The organism is Pseudomonas sp. AC136, assembly GCF_979258585.1.
Genome location: NZ_OZ409865.1, coordinates 2,204,763 through 2,225,645, shown reverse-complemented (window position 1 = coordinate 2,225,645; position 20,883 = coordinate 2,204,763). Strand labels below are relative to the sequence as shown.

At 61.3% G+C, this 20,883-nt stretch carries 17 protein-coding genes; 5 read left to right on the top strand and 12 right to left on the bottom strand.

Annotated elements, in window-relative coordinates; translation table 11 throughout:
• The first annotated feature begins 225 nt into the window (after window positions 1-225).
• On the top strand, window positions 226-2,790 hold the full coding sequence (locus ACZZZU_RS10075) for a PepSY domain-containing protein (protein WP_463550490.1): 2,565 nt from the start codon (window positions 226-228) through the stop codon (window positions 2,788-2,790).
• 84 nt (window positions 2,791-2,874) lie between these two features.
• Here ACZZZU_RS10075 and ACZZZU_RS10070 read toward each other — a convergent pair whose 3' ends face one another.
• The 7 genes from ACZZZU_RS10070 to ACZZZU_RS10040 form a co-directional block, all read right to left on the bottom strand.
• Window positions 2,875-3,849: a peptide ABC transporter ATP-binding protein gene (locus tag ACZZZU_RS10070; protein WP_463550489.1), complete on the bottom strand. Its 975-nt coding sequence runs from the start codon at window positions 3,847-3,849 to the stop codon at window positions 2,875-2,877.
• The gene (locus tag ACZZZU_RS10065; protein ID WP_463550488.1) at window positions 3,846-4,847 is read right to left on the bottom strand and encodes an ABC transporter ATP-binding protein; all 1,002 of its coding nucleotides are present in this window, start codon (window positions 4,845-4,847) and stop codon (window positions 3,846-3,848) included. Before ACZZZU_RS10065 ends, ACZZZU_RS10070 begins: the two co-directional genes overlap by 4 nt.
• Window positions 4,848-4,857: 10 nt before the next feature.
• Window positions 4,858-5,778 (bottom strand): ABC transporter permease subunit, encoded by a 921-nt coding sequence (locus tag ACZZZU_RS10060; protein ID WP_122494399.1) that lies wholly within the window; start codon window positions 5,776-5,778, stop codon window positions 4,858-4,860.
• Between the two features lie 13 nt (window positions 5,779-5,791).
• Window positions 5,792-6,802: an ABC transporter permease subunit gene (locus ACZZZU_RS10055; RefSeq protein WP_122494397.1), complete on the bottom strand. Its 1,011-nt coding sequence runs from the start codon at window positions 6,800-6,802 to the stop codon at window positions 5,792-5,794.
• Between the two features lie 381 nt (window positions 6,803-7,183).
• Window positions 7,184-8,752 carry an ABC transporter substrate-binding protein gene (locus ACZZZU_RS10050; protein ID WP_463550487.1) on the bottom strand — a complete coding sequence of 523 codons (1,569 nt, stop codon included), beginning with the start codon at window positions 8,750-8,752 and terminating at the stop codon, window positions 7,184-7,186.
• A gap of 114 nt (window positions 8,753-8,866) precedes the next feature.
• Window positions 8,867-10,468, bottom strand: a complete 1,602-nt coding sequence (locus tag ACZZZU_RS10045) for an ABC transporter substrate-binding protein (protein ID WP_463550486.1) — start codon at window positions 10,466-10,468, stop codon at window positions 8,867-8,869.
• A 304-nt stretch (window positions 10,469-10,772) separates the two neighbouring features.
• Complete coding sequence (locus ACZZZU_RS10040; RefSeq protein WP_122494393.1) at window positions 10,773-11,480, bottom strand: SIMPL domain-containing protein; 708 nt, start codon at window positions 11,478-11,480, stop codon at window positions 10,773-10,775.
• 268 nt (window positions 11,481-11,748) lie between these two features.
• Here ACZZZU_RS10040 and ACZZZU_RS10035 point away from each other — a divergent pair, with 268 nt between their 5' ends.
• From ACZZZU_RS10035 to ACZZZU_RS10025, 3 genes are all read left to right on the top strand, one after another.
• Window positions 11,749-13,008: an ATP-binding protein gene (locus ACZZZU_RS10035; protein WP_122494391.1), complete on the top strand. Its 1,260-nt coding sequence runs from the start codon at window positions 11,749-11,751 to the stop codon at window positions 13,006-13,008.
• Window positions 13,009-13,021: 13 nt separating this feature from the next.
• A complete protein-coding gene (locus tag ACZZZU_RS10030) occupies window positions 13,022-13,582 on the top strand; it encodes a response regulator transcription factor (RefSeq protein ID WP_122494389.1) in 561 nt (186 codons plus the stop codon).
• A gap of 116 nt (window positions 13,583-13,698) precedes the next feature.
• Entirely contained in the window at window positions 13,699-15,417 is a 1,719-nt protein-coding gene (locus ACZZZU_RS10025; protein WP_463550485.1) for an ABC transporter ATP-binding protein/permease, read from the top strand.
• A 21-nt stretch (window positions 15,418-15,438) separates the two neighbouring features.
• Here ACZZZU_RS10025 and ACZZZU_RS10020 read toward each other — a convergent pair whose 3' ends face one another.
• The 5 genes from ACZZZU_RS10020 to gatC form a co-directional block, all read right to left on the bottom strand.
• Window positions 15,439-15,828 carry a carboxymuconolactone decarboxylase family protein gene (locus ACZZZU_RS10020; RefSeq protein WP_463383733.1) on the bottom strand — a complete coding sequence of 130 codons (390 nt, stop codon included), beginning with the start codon at window positions 15,826-15,828 and terminating at the stop codon, window positions 15,439-15,441.
• A gap of 17 nt (window positions 15,829-15,845) precedes the next feature.
• Complete coding sequence (locus ACZZZU_RS10015) at window positions 15,846-16,244, bottom strand: septal ring lytic transglycosylase RlpA family protein (RefSeq protein ID WP_463383732.1); 399 nt, start codon at window positions 16,242-16,244, stop codon at window positions 15,846-15,848.
• A gap of 135 nt (window positions 16,245-16,379) precedes the next feature.
• Window positions 16,380-17,825, bottom strand: a complete 1,446-nt coding sequence (gene gatB, locus ACZZZU_RS10010; RefSeq protein ID WP_122494381.1) for an Asp-tRNA(Asn)/Glu-tRNA(Gln) amidotransferase subunit GatB — start codon at window positions 17,823-17,825, stop codon at window positions 16,380-16,382.
• Window positions 17,826-17,836: 11 nt separating this feature from the next.
• Window positions 17,837-19,288 carry an Asp-tRNA(Asn)/Glu-tRNA(Gln) amidotransferase subunit GatA gene (gene gatA / locus ACZZZU_RS10005; protein WP_463550484.1) on the bottom strand — a complete coding sequence of 484 codons (1,452 nt, stop codon included), beginning with the start codon at window positions 19,286-19,288 and terminating at the stop codon, window positions 17,837-17,839.
• Between the two features lie 28 nt (window positions 19,289-19,316).
• The gene (gene gatC, locus ACZZZU_RS10000; protein ID WP_122452389.1) at window positions 19,317-19,604 is read right to left on the bottom strand and encodes an Asp-tRNA(Asn)/Glu-tRNA(Gln) amidotransferase subunit GatC; all 288 of its coding nucleotides are present in this window, start codon (window positions 19,602-19,604) and stop codon (window positions 19,317-19,319) included.
• A 225-nt stretch (window positions 19,605-19,829) separates the two neighbouring features.
• On the opposite strand from gatC, the gene mreB reads away from it, so the two are divergent.
• Window positions 19,830-20,867 carry a rod shape-determining protein MreB gene (gene mreB, locus ACZZZU_RS09995; RefSeq protein ID WP_108096189.1) on the top strand — a complete coding sequence of 346 codons (1,038 nt, stop codon included), beginning with the start codon at window positions 19,830-19,832 and terminating at the stop codon, window positions 20,865-20,867.
• Window positions 20,868-20,883 lie beyond the last annotated feature (16 nt).

The following is a 20,883-nucleotide window of genomic DNA, read 5'->3' as shown; positions in this document are numbered from 1 at the left end:
AGCGTACTTGAGTACGTGAGCATTTAAAGCGAGGACGCAACGCCGCAGGGGCGACGACCATCAGCCCGGCGCCAAACAACAACCCTGAGCGATGCATCGCTCGGGGTTTTTCTTTGCTAGGTAAACGATCAGTAAAGGTTGCGCGGTTGCTATAAATTCTCAAATAGAATTCGCCGCTATTAACGGTTGGTCGCGCTGAGAAGCGCCGGTTCAGGTGAGGTTGTCGTGTTCAAGAACGTGTTGTTCCAGTTGCATTGGCTGTTCGGCATCACCGCCGGCTTGGTGCTTGCCCTCATGGGCATCACCGGGGCGCTGTATTCCTTTCAGGAAGAAATCTCCACGGCGCTGAATCCGGAAGTGTTGCAGGTTCAGGTGCGCGAAAGTGGTGTGTTGCCGCCCGGCCAGTTGATGGAAAAACTGGAAAGCGCGGCAGGCATGAAAATCGCCGGCATGCGTGTGTACACGCTGGAGAACAAAGCGTCGCAGGTGTTCTTTGCGCCCAAGCCGGGCGAGCGTCGTGGGCCGATGCGTTATTTCGACCCCTACACCGGCGAGCTGCGCGGCGAGCCGGCAGGCAAGGCGTTTTTCGACCTGATGTTCCAGCTGCACCGCTTCCTGGCGATGGGCGAATTCGGCAAGCAAATTACCGGCGCCTGTACGTTGATGCTGCTGTTTTTCTGTCTGTCCGGCTTGTACCTGCGCTGGCCGCGCAATGCGCTGAGCTGGCGGACGTGGCTGACGTTCGACTGGGCCAAGAAAGGCCGCGCCTTTAATTGGGATCTGCACGCCGTGGCCGGCACCTGGTGCCTGGTGTTTTATTTGCTCGCGGCGGTAACCGGGCTGACCTGGTCGTACCAGTGGTTCAACAATGGCGCCACGGCGTTGCTTGGCGGTGCGCCGGCGGGCCAGCAGGGCGGCAAGCCCGGTGGTGGCCGTGGCGAGCGCGGTGATCGGCGCGGCCCTCCGCAGCAAGCGGCCGAATCGGTGCCGGTCAACTATGACGCGCTGTGGTCGGCAGTAGTGGGCATCGCTGGCCCACAGCTTGCGATGTACAACTTGCGTCTTCCACAAGCGCCGAAGCAGCCGGTCACCGTGCTGTACCTGCTGGACGATTCGCCGCACGAGCGGGCGATGAACGAAATTCAGCTCGATGCCTCCACCGGCGCAGTGCGCAGCCAGAAGCGTTATGCCGATCAGCCTCTGGGCAAGCAACTGTTGACCAGCATTTACAGCCTGCACGTGGGCAGTTATTTCGGCCTGACCGGCCGCATTCTGATGACCGCCGCCAGCGTGACCATGCCGCTGTTCTTTATCACCGGCTGGCTGCTCTACCTCGACCGTCGTCGTAAAAAACGCCAGGTGCTGGCGGCTAGAAAAGGTGTGAGTGCGGGTTCCGGCCAGGGCGATAACTGGCTGATCGGTTTCGCCAGCCAGAGCGGCTTCGCCGAGCAACTGGCTTGGCAAAGCGCCGGGCAACTGCAAGCCGCTGGCCATGCCGTCAACGTGCAACCTCTGGCCAGCTTGAGTTCAAGTCACCTGCGCGAGGCGCGCCATGCGCTGTTTGTGGTCAGCACCTTTGGCGACGGCGAAGCGCCGGACAGCGCCCGTGGTTTCGAGCGCAAGCTGCTGGGGCAAACCCTCGGCCTGAGCGAATTGAAATACGCCGTGCTGGCCTTGGGTGATCGCCAGTACGCGCACTTTTGCGGTTTCGCCCATCGTCTGCAGCATTGGCTCAGCCACGAAGGCGGCGCTCAGCAATTTCACACGGTTGAGGTCGACAACGGCGACGCTGCCGCGCTGCAACAGTGGCAACAGCACCTTGCGCAGCTGTCGGGCGGTTCGGTCGCCGCACCGTGGCAGGCGCCGTCCTACGGCAACTGGACCCTCACCGCGCGTGAACTGCTCAACCCAGGCAGCGCCGGCTCGCCGACTTACCTGCTCAGCCTGACGCCGCCCGATAGCCAGTCGGCGTGGCAAGCCGGCGACCTGGTCGAAGTGATGCCGCGCAATAGCGTCGCCGCTGTCGAGGCCTTCCTCGCCGGGCTGGGTATTGCCGCGACCACGCACGTGCAGGTTGGCGGCTTGCAGGAAACGCTGGCCCAGGCCCTGGCCCATCGCCAACTGCCTGCGAGTCGTGGGCATTTGGTGGGCTTGCATGCCCAGGCATTGGTGGATGCCTTGGTGCCGATCACCGCGCGCGAATACTCGATTGCCTCGGTGGTAGAAGACGGCGCGCTGCAACTGCTGGTGCGGGTTGAAACCCATGTCGACGGCAGCTTCGGCCTTGGTTCGGGTTGGTTGTGCGTGCATGCCCAGGTGGGCGACAGCATCAGCTTGCGCCTGCGCCGCAACAGCGGTTTCCATCTACCGAGCGAGCCGCGTCCGTTGATTCTGCTGGGCAACGGCACCGGTTTGGCCGGGCTGCGCAGTTTGCTGAAAGCGCGCGCGGCTGAAAGCTTGACGCGCAATTGGCTGCTGTTTGGTGAGCGCAATGAGGCTCACGACTTCTTCTGCCGCGACGAGTTGCAGGGCTGGCTGGCGACGGGCGAGCTGGCGCGGTTGGACCTGGCGTTTTCTCGGGATCAGGCAGAAAAAATCTACGTGCAGCATCGCTTGCTGGACGCGGCCGACGCGCTTAAAGCGTGGGTGGAAGAGGGTGCGGCGATTTACGTGTGCGGCAGTTTGCTGGGCATGGCCGAAGGCGTGGACCAGGCGTTGCGCCAGGTGCTGGGCGATGAGCGGGTTGTGCAGTTGACCGAAGAAGGGCGTTACCGGCGCGACGTTTATTGATCGGCTAAAAAGCATCGCGGCTAAAGCCGCTCCCACAGGATCTTGAGTACCTGTGGGAGCGGCTTTAGCCGCGATGGGTTGACCTCACAACCCGTTAATCACCTCGGCGTGGTGACACGCCACTTGCCGCGCATCGAGCAGGCGCAGTTGCGGCTCTTCGTTGATGCAGCGTTCGGTGGCGTGGGGGCAGCGTTTGTGGAAGGCGCAGCCGCTCGGTGGGTTCAGCGGGTTGGGCAGTTCGCCGACGATTTTGATTTTCGGCTTGTCCGGGTCCGGGTGAATGGTCGGGGTCGCCGACAGCAGCGCCTGGGTGTAGGGGTGCAGAGGCTTGGCGTAAATCTTCTCTTTCGGCCCCATCTCTGCCGGACGGCCGAGGTACATCACCAGCACGTCATCGGCCACGTGCTGAACCACGGCAAGGTTGTGCGAGATGAACACATAGGCGGTGTTGAACTCGGCTTGCAGGTCCATAAACAGGTTGAGCACCTGCGCCTGAATGGACACGTCCAGCGCCGAGGTCGGTTCATCGGCCACCAGCACTTTCGGGTTGAGCATCATGGCGCGGGCCAGGGCGATACGTTGGCGCTGGCCGCCCGAGAACATGTGCGGATAACGCTGGTAATGCTCAGGGCGCAAGCCGACCTGCTGCATCATCGCCTGCACTTTTTCTCGGCGTTCGCTGCGCGACAGGTTGGTGTTGATCAACAGCGGCTCGGCCAACTGATCACCAATTTTCTGCCGTGGATTAAGCGAGGCGTAGGGGCTTTGGAAAACCATCTGCACGTCGCGGCGCAACTGTTTGCGTTCGGCCTTGCTGGCGCCGTTCACTTCTTGTCCGCCAATTTGCAGCGAGCCGGAAGAAGGTTCTTCGATCAGCGTCAGCGCGCGGGCCAGGGTCGATTTACCGCACCCGGATTCGCCCACCACGGCCAAGGTTTTGCCAGCTTCCAGTTCGAACGACACGCCGTTCAAGGCGCGCACCGTGGCGTGCGGTTGGAACAACCCACGGGAGACGTCGTAGTGGCGAGTAAGGTCGCGAGCCGTCAGTACTACGCTCATCGTGCGGGCTCCTGATTCTCTGGGTGGCTGGGGGCGGTGTTCTGGTTACGCGGGAAGAAGCAGCGCACTTCGCCCAGTTCGCTGGGGTCCAGGGCGGGGCGCAGGTCGCGGCATTTCTGTTGCACATACGGACAGCGCGGCGACAGCAGGCAGCCCACCGGCCGGTCGTAACGGCCCGGCACGATGCCGGGCAAGGTGGCCAGGCGTTTGGCGCCTTGGCTGTGTTCCGGAATTGCGGCCAGCAGCGCTTCGGTATACGGGTGCGCCGGGGCGTCGAACAAGGCCGGCACCTGGCCGACTTCCACCGCTTGCCCGGCGTACATCACGCACACGCGGTTGGCGGTTTCTGCCACTACCGCCAGGTCGTGGGTGATCAGTACCAACGCCATGTCTTTGTCCCGTTGCAGGTCGAGCAACAGGTCCATGATTTGCGCCTGGATGGTCACGTCTAGCGCGGTGGTGGGTTCGTCGGCGATCAGCAGTTTCGGCTCGCCGGCAATCGCCATGGCAATTGCCACGCGCTGGCTCATGCCACCGGAAAGCTGATGCGGGTAGGCGTTCAAGCGGCTCGCGGCGCCCGGAATTTCCACCCGTTCGAGCAGTTCCAGGGCGCGTTGGCGTGCGGCTTTGCCAGACAGGCCCAAGTGCTGACGAATCACTTCTTCAATTTGGAAACCCACGGTGTAGCTGGGGTTCAGGGCGGTCATGGGGTCTTGGAAGACCATGGCCAGGTCTTTGCCGATGATCTTGCGACGCTGGCGGCTTTTCAGCGTCAGCATGTCGTGGCCATCGAAGTTCAGGGCGTCGGCCTTGATGATGCCGGGTGCGTCGATCAGGACCATCAGCGCCATCATGGTCACCGATTTGCCGGAACCCGATTCGCCGACAATCGCCAGCACTTCGCCTTTTTCCACGCTCAGGTCGAGACCGTCGACCACCGGTACGGCATTGACGTCGCCGAAGCGCACGCTCAGGTTTTTGATATTCAGCAGGCTCATTACGGGCTCCTCAAATGGCGTTCTTGAGTTTCGGGTCGAGCGCATCGCGCAACCCATCGCCCATCAAGTTGATTGCCAGCACGCTGAGCAAAATGGTCAGGCCCGGCAGGCTCACAACCCACCACGCGCGTTCGATGTAGTCGCGCGCCGAGGCCAGCATGGTGCCCCACTCAGGCGTTGGCGGTTGCACGCCCAAGCCGAGGAAGCCCAAGGCGGCGGCGTCGAGAATTGCCGAAGAAAAGCTCAGGGTCGCCTGCACAATCAGCGGCGCCATGCAGTTGGGCAGCACGGTGACAAACATCAGGCGGAACAGGCCGGCACCGGCCAGGCGCGCCGCCGTCACGTAGTCACGGTTCAGCTCGCCCATCACCGCCGCGCGGGTCAGGCGCACGTAGGAGGGCAGCGACACCACGGCAATCGCGATCACGGTGTTGATCAGGCCAGGGCCGAGAATGGCGACAATCGCCACCGCCAGCAGCAGCGAGGGCAGGGCGAGCATCACGTCCATCACACGCATGATGGTCGGGCCGAGAATGCGCGGGAAGAAACCGCCCACCAGGCCAAGGAAAATGCCCGGAATCAGCGACATCAGTACCGAGGCCAAGCCGATCAGCAGCGACAAACGCGCGCCGTGAATCAGCCGCGACAGCAGATCGCGCCCCAGCTCATCGGTGCCCAGCAGGAATTGGCTGTGGCCTTCAGCCACCCAGGCCGGCGGCGTGAGCAGGAAGTCACGGTATTGCTCACTCGGGTCGTGGGGCGCCACCCACGGCGCGAACAGTGCGCAGAACACAATTAGCAGCATAAACAGCAGGCCCGCCACAGCGCCTTTGTTGCGGGCGAAGTGCTGCCAGAATTCTTTCATTGGCGAGGGGTACAGGGTGCTCGGGTCGGCCAGTGCCGGCGCAGGAGACGGTGCGTTGGTGGTCATGTTCAGGCCTCCCTTAACGTTGATGGCGAATGCGTGGGTTGGCCAGGCCGTAGAGGATATCCACTACGAAGTTGACCAGAATCACCAGGCAGGCGATCAGCAAAATGCCGTTCTGCACCACCGGGTAGTCACGCGCGCCAATCGATTCGATCAGCCACTTGCCGATGCCCGGCCAGGAGAAAATGGTTTCAGTCAGCACAGCACCGGCCAACAGCGCGCCGATTTGCAGGCCGAATACGGTGAGTACCGGAATCAAGGCATTGCGCAGGCCGTGGACAAAAATCACTCGAGTCGGCGACAGGCCTTTGGCCCGCGCGGTGCGCACGTAGTCTTCGCGCAGCACTTCGAGCATGGCCGAGCGGGTCATGCGCGCAATTACCGCCAAGGGAATGGTGCCCAACACGATGGCGGGCAGAATCAGGTGGCGCAGGGCGTCGACAAACGCGCCTTCTTCATCGCTGAGCAGGGTGTCGATCAGCATGAAGCCGGTGACGGGTTCGATGTCGTAGAGCAGGTCGATACGCCCCGACACCGGCGTCCAGCCCAGCCACACCGAAAAGAACATGATCAGCAGCAGGCCCCACCAGAAAATCGGCATGGAATAACCCGCCAGCGAAATGCCCATCACCCCATGGTCAAACAGCGAGCCGCGCTTGAGCGCGGCGATTACTCCCGCCAACAACCCCAGCGTGCCCGCGAACAGCAAGGCCGCCAGCGACAGCTCCAGAGTGGCCGGGAACAGGGTGAGGAATTCGTGCCACACGCTTTCACGCGTGCGCAGCGACTCGCCCAGATTGCCCTGCGCCAGATCGCCGATGTAGTTCAGGTATTGCTCGTAGAGCGGCTTGTTCAGGCCCAGACGCTCCAAGGCTTCGGCGTGCATCTGTGGGTCTACGCGGCGTTCACCCATCATCACTTCCACGGGGTCGCCGGGAATCAGGCGAATCAGGGAGAAGGTCAGCAAGGTGATGCCAAAGAACGTGGGGATCAGTAACCCCAATCGTCGGGCAATGAAAGTGAACATCGCGGGGCGGTACTCCTGGTCTGGTGCAACTCATCAGCCGGTTAGGCATACCTGGCAGCGCTATGGGTCAACGGCGCCGGGCGTTTTTTATGGCTTCGCGTGGGTGTGCGCGAGGCTGTTATGGGTCAGCGGGTGGGTAGTGGTGCCCGTGACGGTGGTGTTCGTGTTGACTCGTTTCGTCCCCTCGCCCGCTTGCGGGAGAGGGTTAGGGAGAGGGCGGACGTTTCGCGAACTATTGAGCCCAACCTCTTGCGCAGGTTCAGTCTCCGCGCGAGCCCAGGCGAAAAGGGCGCGTATTTTTCTCGCATTCGCCAACCCGTGCAACCCAGCATAGGCGCTGGCTGACGGCCGGCCTCGGTGTCGGCGCGCAGGTTTGTAGGCTCATTCTGCAAAAGCACGGCGCTGCACCTTGGCGAAGTTGTTCGAGCCCATGGGGCTTAGCACAAAGCCCTGCACGTCACGGCGGATTACGCTGAATTGCTTCGGATGGGCCAGCGAAATCCACGGCGCCTGCTGATGAAAAATCCCAAGCGCCTGGCGGTAAAGTTCGGCACGTTGCGCCTGATCACTGTTCAGTCGAGCCTGGGTAATCAATCCGTCGAATTCGGCGTTGCACCAGCCGGCCTGGTTTTCGCCAGAACGGGCGGCAGCGCAGGACAGGTTGGGCGTGAGGAAATTGTCCGGGTCGCCGTTGTCGCCGGCCCAACCCATGAATATGAGGTCGTGCTCGCCATTCTTGGCGCGCTTGAGCAGCTCGCCCCATTCGTACACGCGAATGGTGGCCTTGATGCCGAGCTGGGCCAGGTCGTTTTGCAGTAATTGCGCGCCGATACCGGGGTTGGGGTTGGTCGGGCCGCCGCCAGGGCGGGTCCAGATGGTCAGTGCAAAACCGTCGCCATGCCCGGCTTCTTTCAATAACTGCTTGGCTCGCTGCACGTCGTGCGGCCAGTCTTTGATAGTCGGGTCGCTGCCCCACAGCGTGGGCGGGTAGGGCGCTACTGCCGGGGAGGCGCCGCCTTCGCCGAATTGCGCGCGCACATACACGGCTTTGTCGAACGCCAGGTTGATGGCCTGGCGCACACGCACGTCGTCCAGCGGCGGATGGCGGGTGTTGATGCCGACATAGGCGATCAGCAGCGAATCAAGCTCCAACACCTTCAGTTCGGGCTCGGCGCGCAGGGCGGGAATGTCGGTAGGGCGCGGATACACCGCCACCTGGCAATCATTGGCCTTCAGCCGTTGCAGGCGCACGTTGGGGTCGGGGGTTATGGCGAAAATCAGCCGCGTCAGCGTTGGGGCACCGTCCCAATAGTCGGGGTTGCTGCGAAAGCGGATCTGCGCGTCTTTGCTGTAGCGCTCGAACACAAACGGGCCGGTGCCGATGGGCTGTTGGTTCAGCTGTTCGGTGTTACCGCTGGCCAGCAATTGCGCGGCGTATTCGGCGCTGTAAATGGAGGCAAAACCCATGGCCAGGTCGGCCAGAAAGGGCGCTTCGGCGTGGTTAAGGGTAAACACCACGGTGTGTGCATCCGCTGCTTCGATGCGTGCGATCAGCGCGGCCATGCCCATGGCTTCGGCATAGGGAAAGCCGCGGGTGGCCAGCTTGTGCCACGGATGCGTTGGGTCCAGCTGACGCTGAAAACTCCAGAGCACATCCTCGGCATTAAATTCTCGGGTCGGCTTAAACGCCTTGTTGCGGTGAAACTTCACCCCGGCTCGCAGGTGAAAGGTGTAGGTCAAACCGTCTTGGGAAATCTCCCAGCTTTCAGCCAGACCTGGGACGAGTTCAGTGCTGCCCTGTTTGAAATTGACCAAGCGATTGAACACTGTTTCTGACGATGCATCGGCCGTGGTCGCGGCCGTGTACTGCACGATGTCGAACCCTTCCGGGCTGGCTTCGGTGCAGACCACCAAGGACTGTTCAGGCGCTGCAAAAGCAGCAGGTGCCAAAAGACCGGCCGCTAGAAGCAGCGCCCTGAAAAAATGGGCATTTTTCGGAGTCTTCAAACAAGCGCCTCTGCAATCGAGACCGTCCGGCGCGACGCCGGACGGTCGACGCGATAGCTATTTCTCTACGCTGACGCCGTAGAAGGAGTTAAGCGCGAACGGGCTGATCTTGAAATCCTTCACGCTTTTGCGCATCGGCTGGTAAACCGTGGAGTGGGCGATGGGAGTGATCGGCACCTGTGCTTTCAGCACCTGCTGAGCTTGCTTGTACAGCTCGGTGCGTTTGGCTTGGTCGGTGGTGCGTTTGGCGGCCACAACCAGCTTGTCGTAGTCCTGGTCACACCATTTGGAGAAGTTGTTGCCTTCTACCGCGTCGCAGCTGTAGAGGGTGCCCATCCAGTTATCGGGGTCACCATTGTCGCCGCTCCAGCCGATCAACATGATGTCGTGCTCGCCGCCTTTGGCGCGCTTCATGTACTCGCCCCATTCGTAGCTGACGATCTTGGCCTTGATGCCAATTTTGGCCCAGTCGGCTTGCAGCATTTCAGCCATCAGCTTGGCGTTGGGGTTGTACGGGCGCTGTACCGGCATGGCCCACAGGGTGAACTCGGTGCCCTCTGCTACGCCGGCTTCTTTAAGCAGCGCCTTGGCTTTTTCCGGATCGAAGGCCGGGTCTTTGATGCTGTTGTCGTAAGACCATTGGGTCGGCGGCATGCCGTTGGTGGCGAGCTGGCCGGCGCTTTGGTACACGGCGTCGATGATGCCTTTCTTGTTCACTGCCATATCCAGCGCCTGACGCACTTTCAATTGCTCGAACGGTTTGTGCTGCACGTTGTACGCGATGTAGCCGAGGTTGAAGCCCGCTTGTTCTGGCAGCACCAGGTTGGGGTCTTTCTTCAGCGATTCCAGGTCAGCCGGACGCGGGTTCAGGGTGATCTGGCACTCGTTGGCCTTGAGCTTTTGCATGCGCACGGAGGCGTCGGTGACGATGGAGAAGATCAGGTTGTCGATCTTCACGTCTTCCGGCTTCCAGTAGTCCTTGTTTGCCGTGTAACGAATCTGCGCGTCTTTCTGATAACGCTTGAACACGAACGGACCAGTGCCTACAGGCTTCTGGTTGATGTCCGAGGCTTTGCCGTCTTTAAGCAACTTGTCGGCGTATTCGGCCGAGAGGATGTCAGCGAAGCTCATGGCCAGGTTTTGAATGAACGCTGCATCGACCGCCGTGAGGGTAAACTTCACGGTTTTGGCGTCGATTTTCTCGACTTTGGTGATGTTGGTGTCCATGCCCATATCGGTGAAATACGGGAACTCGGTGGGGTAGGCCTTACGGAACGGATGGTCTTTATTGAGCATGCGTTCGAACGTGAACAGCACGTCGTCGGCGTTGAATTCGCGGGTTGGTTTGAAGTACTCGGTGGTGTGGAACTTCACGCCGTCGCGCAGGTGAAAGGTGTAGGTGAGGCCGTCTTCCGACACATCCCAGCTGGTCGCCAGGCCGGGCTCTACAGCGGTGCCGCCGCGCTCGAATTGAGTCAGGCGGTTAAACATGGTTTCGGCCGCCGCATCGAACTCGGTGCCGGTGGTGTACTGCGCGGCATCGAAGCCAGCGGGGCTGCCTTCAGAACAAAACACCAGGGTGCTGGCGGCGTGGGCGAAAGGAGCGCTGGTCAGCAATCCGCTTGCAAGTAACAAAGGAAGGGCAACTTTCTTTTGCATGGTGGCCTCAGGTTGTTGTCGTTTTTTGCGAGTTCGGCCTTCAGATCGTGAGCGACCGAGTGGCTGGAAAGTATGCAGGGCACATGCCCACTGCAAGCTGCATAGGTCAAAGAGTGTAGAAGCTGTGGCGGGATCGTCTGAGGATGTCGCGTTTTTATAAGTGTTAGGGAAAGTGACCGGGCGGTCGGGGAAGGGCGCGGCGGTGGCGGGTGGGGCGAGTGCTTCGAAAAGGAGCACGGGGGTGGGGCGTAGAGCATCGCGGCTAATCGGATCGCCGCGATGCAGGCTTGCGGGTAGCTTCGAGTTACTGCATCTGCACTTCAATCACGCCATCTGCCGCCACGGTCACTTCGCTGGTGCCGGCTTCAATTTCCTGCGGCGCCGCTGATTTGCTCATGCTGGACATCGCCTCCATGCGCATCGGCCGGATTGGTTGGAAGCCAGCGCTGTTGAGGTTCAGGCTCACCAGTTTGTAGCTCTTGCCGCCCACGGCTGCGGTCGCGATGTCGGCGCGTGCTTTGAAGGCGGCAACGGCTTCTTTGAGCAATTCGTCTTCGCTCTTTTTGCGGGTGGCGTTGGAGATGGCGAAGTCCATGCTGGCGACTTTCAGGTCTTTCAGCAGGTCGGCGGTGAGGGTGGACAGGGCGGCGAAGTCGCTGCTTTCCAGGCGAATTTCGCCGCGCTCGCGCCAGCCGGTGATTTTCTGGCCGTCGTTATCGTAGATCGGGTAGCTGTTGCGGCTGCCGAGTTTCACCGTCACGCCTTTGGCTTGGCGGGCGCGTTCCACGGCGATGTTGAGGGTTTCACTGGTGGCAGCGGCGAGCTTGGCCGGATCACTGTTTTGCGCTTCGGTGTAGAGCGTGACGTTCATCAGGTCGTGCGGCACGTCCTGATTGACTTCGGCGCGCAGGGAAACCTGGTTGTAACGCGCCTCATCGGCATGGCTGGGCAGCGCCGTGAGGGTGGCGGCACTGAGGGCGATGGCAGCGGTAAGGCGGCTGAGCGAAGACATGCAAACTCCTTATGGGCACAGGGCAGGGTTACGCGGTTCAGACTGTAGCGGCAGGGGCGGGTTCCGTCACGGTGCCGCTCGCGCAGGAGCGACCTCTGTCGCGAATTCTGCGTGCAACGCTGGAAATCACGTTTGCAGGGTTCGCCAGCAAGCTGGCTCCTACGGGGGCTGTATTGAATGGCGTTGCGACGGGTTGCCGCACTTGGCGCGGTTTGTCGCACTGCTGGTTATACTCGCCCGTCGTTTGTGGCTCTCATCAGGAGCGCTCATGCTCGCCCCCGTGTTGTTGCTTTCCGCCAGCCGCCAGAATCTTTGGCGCTTGAGCCTGATCCGCGTGCTGGTGCTGGCCGCGCAGGCCACCTCGGTGGGCGTCGCCTACCTGCTCGACCTCTTGCCACTGCCGTGGCTGCCGCTGTGTTTGACCCTCGTCTGTTCAGCCGTGCTGTGTTGCCTGACCGCCCTGCGCTTGCGCGGCCCATGGCCGGTGACTGAGTTGGAATATGCCGGGCAACTGGCCTGCGACCTGCTGATTCACAGCGTGTTGCTGTACTACTCCGGCGGCTCGACCAACCCCTTCGTTTCCTATTACCTGGTGCCGCTGACCATCGCCGCCGCCACCTTGCCGTGGCTGTATTCCATGGTGCTCAGCGGCCTGGCATTGAGCGGCTACACCGCGTTGCTGATTTGGTATCACCCGCTGCACCTGCATGGCGTGCAGCACGAGGCCATGTTGATCAGCCTGCACCTGTTTGGCATGTGGCTGAACTTCGCGCTGTCGGCGGCGTTTATTACCTTCTTCGTGGTGAAAATGGCCGGGGCGGTGCGGCGTCAGGTGCAGTTGCAGGCCGAGCGCCGTGAAGAAAGCATGCGCGACCAACAACTGCTCGCGGTGGCCACGCAAGCAGCCGGCGCCGCGCACGAGCTGGGCACGCCGCTGGCGACCATGAGTGTGTTGATCAAAGAGCTGCGCCGCGAGCATCCCGATCCGCTGCTGCAAGAAGACCTGGCCGTGCTGCAAGAGCAGGTGAGCCTGTGCAAAGACACCTTGCAGCAACTGGTACGCGCCGCCGAGGCCGACCGCCGCCTGACCGTGGAAGAGCAGTCGGTGGCCAGTTGGCTGGAAACCACGCTTAACCGCTGGCACCTGATGCGGCCCGAAGCCACCTACCGTTATCAGATTCTCGGCATCGGCGCCGTGCCGCGTCTGGCGCCGCCGCCAGACCTCACCCAAGCCCTGCTCAACCTGCTGAACAACGCCGCCGACGCGTGCGCCGACAAGCTCGACATTCGCGTGGATTGGAACGTGCTGGAAATGTGCATCAGCATTCGCGACCACGGCGCCGGCGTGCCGCTGGCCATTGCCGAGCAACTCGGCAAACCTTTTATCACCACCAAAGGCAAAGGCTTTGGCCTGGGTCTGTTCCTGAGCCAGGCCAGCGTTACGCGGGCTGGCGGTTCGGTGAAACTCTACAATCATGAAGACGGCGGCACGCTTACCGAGCTGCGCCTGCCTCGTCAGCCAAGCTGAACCGGAGAAGCCAATGAGCGAAGAAACCCCCATCGAAGGCGAAGAACAACCGCATCTGCTGCTGGTCGATGACGACGAAACCTTCACCCGCGTAATGGCCCGCGCCATGAGCCGCCGAGGCTTGCGCGTGTCGATTGCCGGCTCCGCCGAAGCCGGCCTGGCCCTGGCCGAGCAGGATATTCCCGACTACGCCGTGCTCGACCTGAAAATGGAAGGCGACTCCGGGCTGGTGCTGCTGCCCAAATTGCTCGCGCTGGACACCGAAATGCGCGTGGTGATTCTCACCGGTTATTCCAGCATCGCCACCGCCGTGGAAGCGATCAAACGCGGCGCCTGCAATTACCTGTGCAAACCCGCCGACGCCGATGATGTGCTGACGGCGCTGGTGTCCGAACATGCGGACTTGTCGACGCTGGTGCCGGAAAACCCGATGTCGGTGGACCGCCTGCAGTGGGAACACATCCAGCGCGTATTGGGCGAACACGACGGCAATATCTCCGCCACTGCGCGCGCGTTGGGCATGCACCGTCGGACGTTGCAGCGCAAATTGCAGAAGCGTCCGGTACGTCGCTGAACTGGCCGCGAGACAGGCTATCCAAGGGGGCTGGAAACTGTCTTAATCAGCGCCCCCACATGCAGTAAAGCGCCTGGTTAGGCGCTTTTTTTTCATCCCCGTCTTGAGTGCCATCCATGAGTAAGAACGCCGAATATTCAGCGGTCAATGATGCGCTGCCCAGCCACTTTTTCTCCCGTGTCTGGCACCTGGCCAGCGCCTACTGGCGCAGCGAAGAAAAAGGCATGGCCTGGTTGTTGTTGATTGCGGTGATCGCCATGTCGCTGGTGGGCGTGGCGATTTCGGTGTGGTTCAACAGCTGGTACCGCGACTTTTACAACGCCCTGCAAAACAAAGACCTTGAAGCGTTTACCCGGCTGATTCTGTACTTCTGCGGCATCGCCGCGGTGGCGATTCTGATCGCGGTGTACAAGCTCTACCTCACGCAAATGCTGACCATCCGCTGGCGTCGCTGGCTCACGGAAAAACACTTTGCCGCCTGGTTGGCGCACAAGAACTACTACCGCCTTGAGCAAGCCGGCTACACCGATAACCCGGACCAACGTCTGGCCGAAGACCTCAACAGCTTTACCGACAGCACGCTGAGCCTTGGCCTGGGGCTGATTCGCAACGTGGTCAGTCTGGTGTCGTTCTCGGTGATCCTGTGGGGCGTGTCCGGCAGCATGGAAATCTTCGGCATCGACGTGCCGGGCTATATGTTCTGGGCGGCGCTGCTGTATGCGCTGGTCGGCAGCTGGCTGGTGCATTTGGTGGCGCGGCGCTTGATCGTGCTTAACAACAACCAGCAGCGCTACGAAGCCGATCTGCGTTTTGGCTTGGTGCGTATTCGTGAAAACGCCGAGAGCATCGCGCTGTACAACGGCGAGCAAAACGAACAGCAGCGGCTGATGGGGCGTTTCACCAAAGTGTGGAGCAACTTTTGGGAGCTGATGAAGGTGCAGAAGCGTCTGACATTCTTCAGTTCGGGCTACGGCCAGATCGCCATTATCTTTCCCATGATCGTCGCTGCGCCGCGTTATTTCGCCGGCAAGATTCAGCTCGGCGATCTTATGCAAATCAACTCGGCGTTCAGCAACGTGCAGGAAAGCATGAGCTGGTTTATCGACGCCTACGCCAGCCTCGCGGCGTGGCGCGCCACCTGCGACCGGATTCTGAGCTTCCGTCAGGCGCTGGCCGAGGGCGAGCATCTGGACGCCAATCCGGCGATTACCCGTACGCGCAACGCTGAGCAGTTGAGCCTGAATCAGGTGCAACTGAGCCTCGCCGATGGCCGCATATTGCTGAAGCCGACTTCATTGAATATCGCGCCGGGCGAGCATGTGCTGATCAGTGGCGCCTCGGGCAGTGGCAAAAGCACCTTGCTGCGCGCGCTGAGTGGGCTATGGCCGTTCGGCAACGGCGCGCTGAACGTGCCGGACAGCAGTCTGTTCCTGCCGCAAAAACCGTATCTGCCCATCGGCAGTCTGCGCGCTGCGCTGAGTTATCCGCAGGCAGACGACACCTATTCCACCGAGCGCCTGAACGAAGTGCTGCAGACGTGCAACCTGGCCCATCTGGCCAGCCGGCTGGACGAGGAAGATCACTGGGAGCGGGTGCTTTCGCCGGGCGAGCAACAGCGCGTGGCCATTGCCCGTGCGCTGCTGGTGCAGCCGCGCTGGTTGTTCCTCGATGAAGCCACGTCGGCCATGGACGAGGCCAATGAGACGGCGGTGTATCGCCTGCTGACCGAGAAACTGCCGGGCAGCAGCCTGATCAGCATTGGCCATCGGGGCAGCCTCAAGCAATTCCATGGGCGGCAGTTGCGCCTGGAAGAGCAGGGGCTGGTCGAGGCTTAGTGGTGTTGGGCTTCGCCCAACCTACGATTTTGGCGTGGCCGGTTCGTAGCTTTCGATAACTTCCTGCGCGGCGCGGAAGGCGTCGATGGTGGCCGGCACGCCGGCGTATACGGCGCAGTGCAGCAGCGCTTCGCGAATTTCTTCGACCGTGCAGCCATTGTTCAGCGCGCCGCGCACGTGGCCCTTCAGCTCTTGCGGACATTTCAGGGCGGTAAGGGCGGCGAGGGTGATCAGGCTGCGGGTTTTTAGCGGCAAGCCTTCACGGCTCCAGACCGAACCCCAGGCGTGCTCGTTGACGAAGTCTTGCAGCGGCTGGGTGAAGTCGGTGGCGTTGTTCAAGGCGCGGTCGACAAAGGCATCGCCCATCACCTGACGGCGCATCTGCTCGCCGTTTTTAGGCTGTTCGCTCATAGCGTTTCCTCAAGAGATCAGTCGAGACTCTGCACGCGTACCGTCGCTACGCCGCTGCGCACCATGCCCAGTTGTTCGGCGGCCGCGCGCGACACATCGATCAACCGCTTGCGGCTGTAAGGGCCACGGTCGTTAACGCGCAGAATCACGGATTTGTTGTTGTCCAGATTGGTCACTCGAACTTGCGTGCCGAAGGGCAGGGTGCGGTGGGCAGCGGTCATTTGCGCCTGGTCGAAGCGCTCGCCGCTGGCGGTCTTTTTGCCATGGTGCTTGGCACCGTAATACGACGCCTCGCCGCGTTCATCGTAATGACCGTTGTAGGCCGGCGTGTTGTCGCTGGTGCTGCCGCGAAAGTAGGGAGTGGTACAGGCGCTCAACAGCGCGAGAAAGCTTCCTGCTACTAGAACGCGCCACATACCTGTGTCTCCGGGAGTAAGGCTTGCGCGATCAGTCCCCTCTCCCACGTGTGGGAGAGGGCTAGGGTGAGGGGCCGTTAAAGCACCCTCACCCCTCTCTCGCAGACGGAGAGGGGAGCTGATCGGCGTACGGTTTTAACCTTCCAGCTTCTGCTTCAACAGTTCATTAACCTGCTGCGGGTTGGCTTTGCCTTTGGAGGCCTTCATCGCCTGGCCCACAAAGAAGCCGAACATCTTGCCGCGCTTGGCTTCATCGGCGGCGCGGTACTGTTCAACCTGCTCGGCGTTGGCCGCCAGCATTTCATCGAGCACGGCGGAAATGGCGCCGCTGTCGGTGACTTGCTTGAGACCCTTGGCTTCGATGATTTGATCTGCGCTGCCTTCGCCATTGGCCATGGCTTCAAAAACCATCTTGGCGATCTTGCCGGAGATGGTGTTGTCTTTGATGCGCAGCAGCATGCCGCCCAGTTGTTCGGCGCTCACCGGCGAGGCGTCGATTTCCACGCCTTGTTTGTTGAGCAGGCTGCCCAGCTCCACCATCACCCAGTTGGCCGCCAACTTGGCGTCGCCGCTGATGCTGACCACGTGCTCGAAGTAATCGGCTTGCTCGCGGCTGGAAGCCAGCACGCTGGCGTCGTAGGCCGACAAACCGAACTGCGCCTGGAAGCGCTCGCGTTTTTGCGGCGGCAACTCCGGCAGGGTGGCGCGGGTGGTGTCGAGGAAGGCGTTGTCGATAATTACCGGCAGCAGGTCAGGGTCGGGGAAGTAACGGTAGTCGTTGGCTTCTTCCTTGCTGCGCATGGCGCGGGTTTCGTCTTTGTTCGGGTCGTACAGGCGGGTTTGCTGAATGACCTTGCCGCCGTCTTCGATCAGCTCGATCTGGCGCTGCACTTCGGTGTTGATCGCCTTCTCGATAAAGCGGAACGAGTTGACGTTCTTGATCTCGCAGCGCGTGCCGAATTCGGCCTGGCCCTTGGGGCGTACCGACACGTTGCAGTCGCAGCGCAGCGAGCCTTCGGCCATGTTGCCGTCGCAAATGCCCAAGTAACGCACCAGGGCGTGAATGGCTTTCACATACGCTACTGCCTCTTTGGCGCTGCGCATGTCCGGCTCGGAAACGATTTCCAGCAGCGGCGTGCCAGCGCGGTTGAGATCGATGCCGCTCATGCCGCTGAAGTCTTCGTGCAGGCTTTTGCCGGCGTCTTCTTCTAAGTGCGCGCGGGTGATGCCGACGCGTTTGACGGTGCCGTCTTCCAGGGTGATATCCAGGTGGCCTTTGCCGACGATGGGCAGTTCCATCTGGCTGATCTGGTAGCCCTTGGGCAGGTCCGGGTAGAAGTAGTTTTTGCGCGCGAACACGTTGTGTTGGCCGATCTCGGCATCAATTGCCAGACCGAATTTCACGGCCATGCGCACGGCTTCTTCGTTGAGCACCGGCAGCACGCCGGGCATGCCCAGGTCGATCAGGCTGGCCTGGGTGTTCGGCGCTTGACCAAAGGTGGTGGCGCTGCCGGAAAAAATCTTCGATTGGGTGGCGAGCTGGGTGTGAATCTCCAGCCCGATAACAACTTCCCATTGCATGGTGTTTCTCCTCAGAAGCCTGTCGGTGTGCGCGTGTGCCAGTCAGTGTTGAGCTGATACTGGTGAGCGACGTTGAGCAGGCGACCTTCCTGGAAGTAGGGCGCGAGCAGTTGTACGCCAACCGGCAAGCCCTCAACGAAACCCGCTGGCATGGAAATGCCCGGCAAGCCCGCAAGGTTGGCGGTGATGGTGTAGACGTCTTCGAGGTAGGCGGCGACCGGGTCGTTGTTCTTCGCGCCAATTTTCCACGCCGGGTTGGGCGTGGTCGGGCCGAGGATCACGTCCACATCCTGAAACGCGGCCATAAAGTCGTTCTTGATCAGGCGACGAATTTTCTGCGCTTGCAGGTAATAGGCGTCGTAGTACCCGGCGGACAACGCGTACGCGCCGACCATGATGCGCCGCTGCACTTCGGCCCCGAAGCCTTCGGCGCGCGAGCGCTTGTAGAGGTCGGTGAGGTCTTTGGGATCTTCGCAGCGGTAGCCGAACCGCACGCCGTCAAAACGCGAGAGGTTGGAGGAAGCCTCCGCCGGGGCGATGACGTAGTACGCCGGAATCGCGTGCTGCATGTTTGGCAGGCTGATTTCCTTAACCACGGCACCGAGTGCTTCCAGCTGTTTGACGCTGGCGTGAATCAGCTCGGCAATGCGCGGATCCAGGCCTTCGCCAAAGTATTCCTTGGGCAGACCGATGCGCAGGCCTTTCAGTGAGTCGTTGAGGGTGGCGGAATAATCCGGCACGGGCTCGTCGACGCTTGTGGAGTCTTTCGCATCGAAACCGGCCATGCCTTGCAGCAGCAGGGCGCAGTCTTCGGCGGTGCGGGCCAATGGGCCGCCTTGGTCGAGGCTCGACGCGTAGGCAATCATGCCCCAGCGCGAAACACGGCCGTAGGTGGGCTTGAGACCGGTGAGGTTGGTCAGTGCGGCGGGCTGGCGGATCGAGCCGCCGGTGTCAGTGCCTGTCGCGGCAGGCAGCAAGCGCGCAGCGACGGCCGCCGCCGAACCACCGGACGAGCCGCCCGGTACGTGCTCAAGATTCCACGGGTTTTTCACCGCGCCGTAATGGCTCGACTCGTTGGCCGAGCCCATGGCGAATTCGTCCATGTTGGTTTTGCCCAGGCTCACGGCGCCGGCGGCGGCGAGCTTGGCGACCACGGTGGCATCGTACGGGGCAGTGAAGTTGTCGAGCATTTTCGAGCCGCAGCTGGTGCGAATGCCCTGGGTGCAGAACAAATCTTTATGGGCCAGCGGCGCGCCAAGCAGAGCGCCGGTTTCGCCGGCCGCACGACGGGCGTCAGCGGCTTTGGCCTGCTGCAACGCGCTGTCTTGGGTCACGGTAATAAAGCTGTTGAGCTGTGGGTCCAGTGCGGCGATACGCGCCAGCAAACTGCGGGTCAGCTCTTCGGAGGAGAATTTCTTGGCTTCGAGGCCATGGGCAATCTCGGCCAGGGTCAGTTGGTGCATGTCCACGTCCTTACTCACTCGATAACCCTCACTCGATTACTTTCGGAACCAGATACAGACCGTCTTGCACGGCCGGGGCGATGGCTTGGTAAGCCTCGCGCTGATTCTGTTCGGTGACGGTGTCTTCACGCAGGCGCTGGGTTGCTTCCAGCGGGTGGGCCAGCGGCTCGATGCCGGTGGTGTCGACCGCTTGCATGCGGTCAATGAGGCCCAGAATGTTATTCAGTGTTTCGGTGGTGCGAGGGATATCGGCTTCGTTCAGACCCAGTCGGGCCAGATGAGCGATTTTCTCCACCTCGGAGCGTTCGAGCGCCATCGGGTGTTCTCCAATTAAATAGAACGGCCTGCGAGAGGCGAGTAGAAGTCCGTAGGGAATGTCGTACGGAACGGATAAGATCAGCGCGCGGTCATAAGCCGCTAACTGGGCGCTAATGCCGGGAAAAGGCGGCAATTTAACATATTGGCGCCTTGCCCAAAATCCCCGTCGTTGTTAGAGTTTGCCGCACTTTTTTACCCACGCGTTGCCTAGGGTCCCTATCCCATGTTTAAGAAACTGCGTGGCATGTTTTCCAGTGATCTTTCGATCGACCTGGGCACTGCCAATACCCTGATTTATGTTCGCGAACGCGGCATCGTGCTGAACGAGCCATCCGTGGTCGCCATCCGTACCCACGGCAACCAGAAGAGTGTCGTGGCAGTCGGAACCGAGGCCAAGCGCATGCTCGGCCGTACCCCCGGCAACATCGCAGCCATTCGCCCCATGAAAGACGGCGTGATCGCCGACTTCAGCGTCTGCGAAAAAATGCTGCAGTACTTCATTAATAAAGTGCACGAAAACAGCTTCCTGCAGCCCAGCCCTCGCGTGCTGATCTGCGTTCCGTGCAAATCCACCCAAGTTGAACGTCGCGCCATTCGCGAATCGGCCCTCGGTGCCGGTGCTCGTGAAGTGTTCCTGATCGAAGAGCCCATGGCCGCTGCTATCGGTGCCGGCCTGCCGGTAGAAGAAGCGCGCGGTTCCATGGTGGTGGACATCGGTGGTGGTACCACTGAAATCGCCCTGATCTCCCTCAACGGTGTGGTGTATGCCGAATCCGTGCGTGTGGGCGGCGACCGTTTCGACGAAGCGATCATCACCTACGTGCGCCGTAACTACGGCAGCCTCATTGGTGAATCCACCGCTGAGCGCATCAAGCAGGAAATCGGTACCGCCTACGCGGGCGGCGAATTGCGCGAAGTGGATGTACGTGGCCGTAACCTGGCTGAAGGCGTACCGCGCAGCTTCACCCTGAACTCCAACGAAGTGCTCGAAGCGTTGCAAGAGTCGCTGGCCACCATCGTGCAAGCGGTGAAAAGCGCCCTCGAACAATCGCCGCCGGAACTGGCGTCCGACATCGCCGAGCGCGGTCTGGTGCTGACCGGTGGTGGCGCCTTGTTGCGTGACCTCGACAAGCTGCTGGCCCAAGAAACTGGCCTGCCGGTGATCGTTGCCGAAGACCCGCTGACGTGCGTAGCACGCGGTGGCGGTAAAGCTTTGGAGATGATGGATCGTCACACGATGGACCTGCTCTCGAGCGAATGAGTCCCAGGCCTTGAGA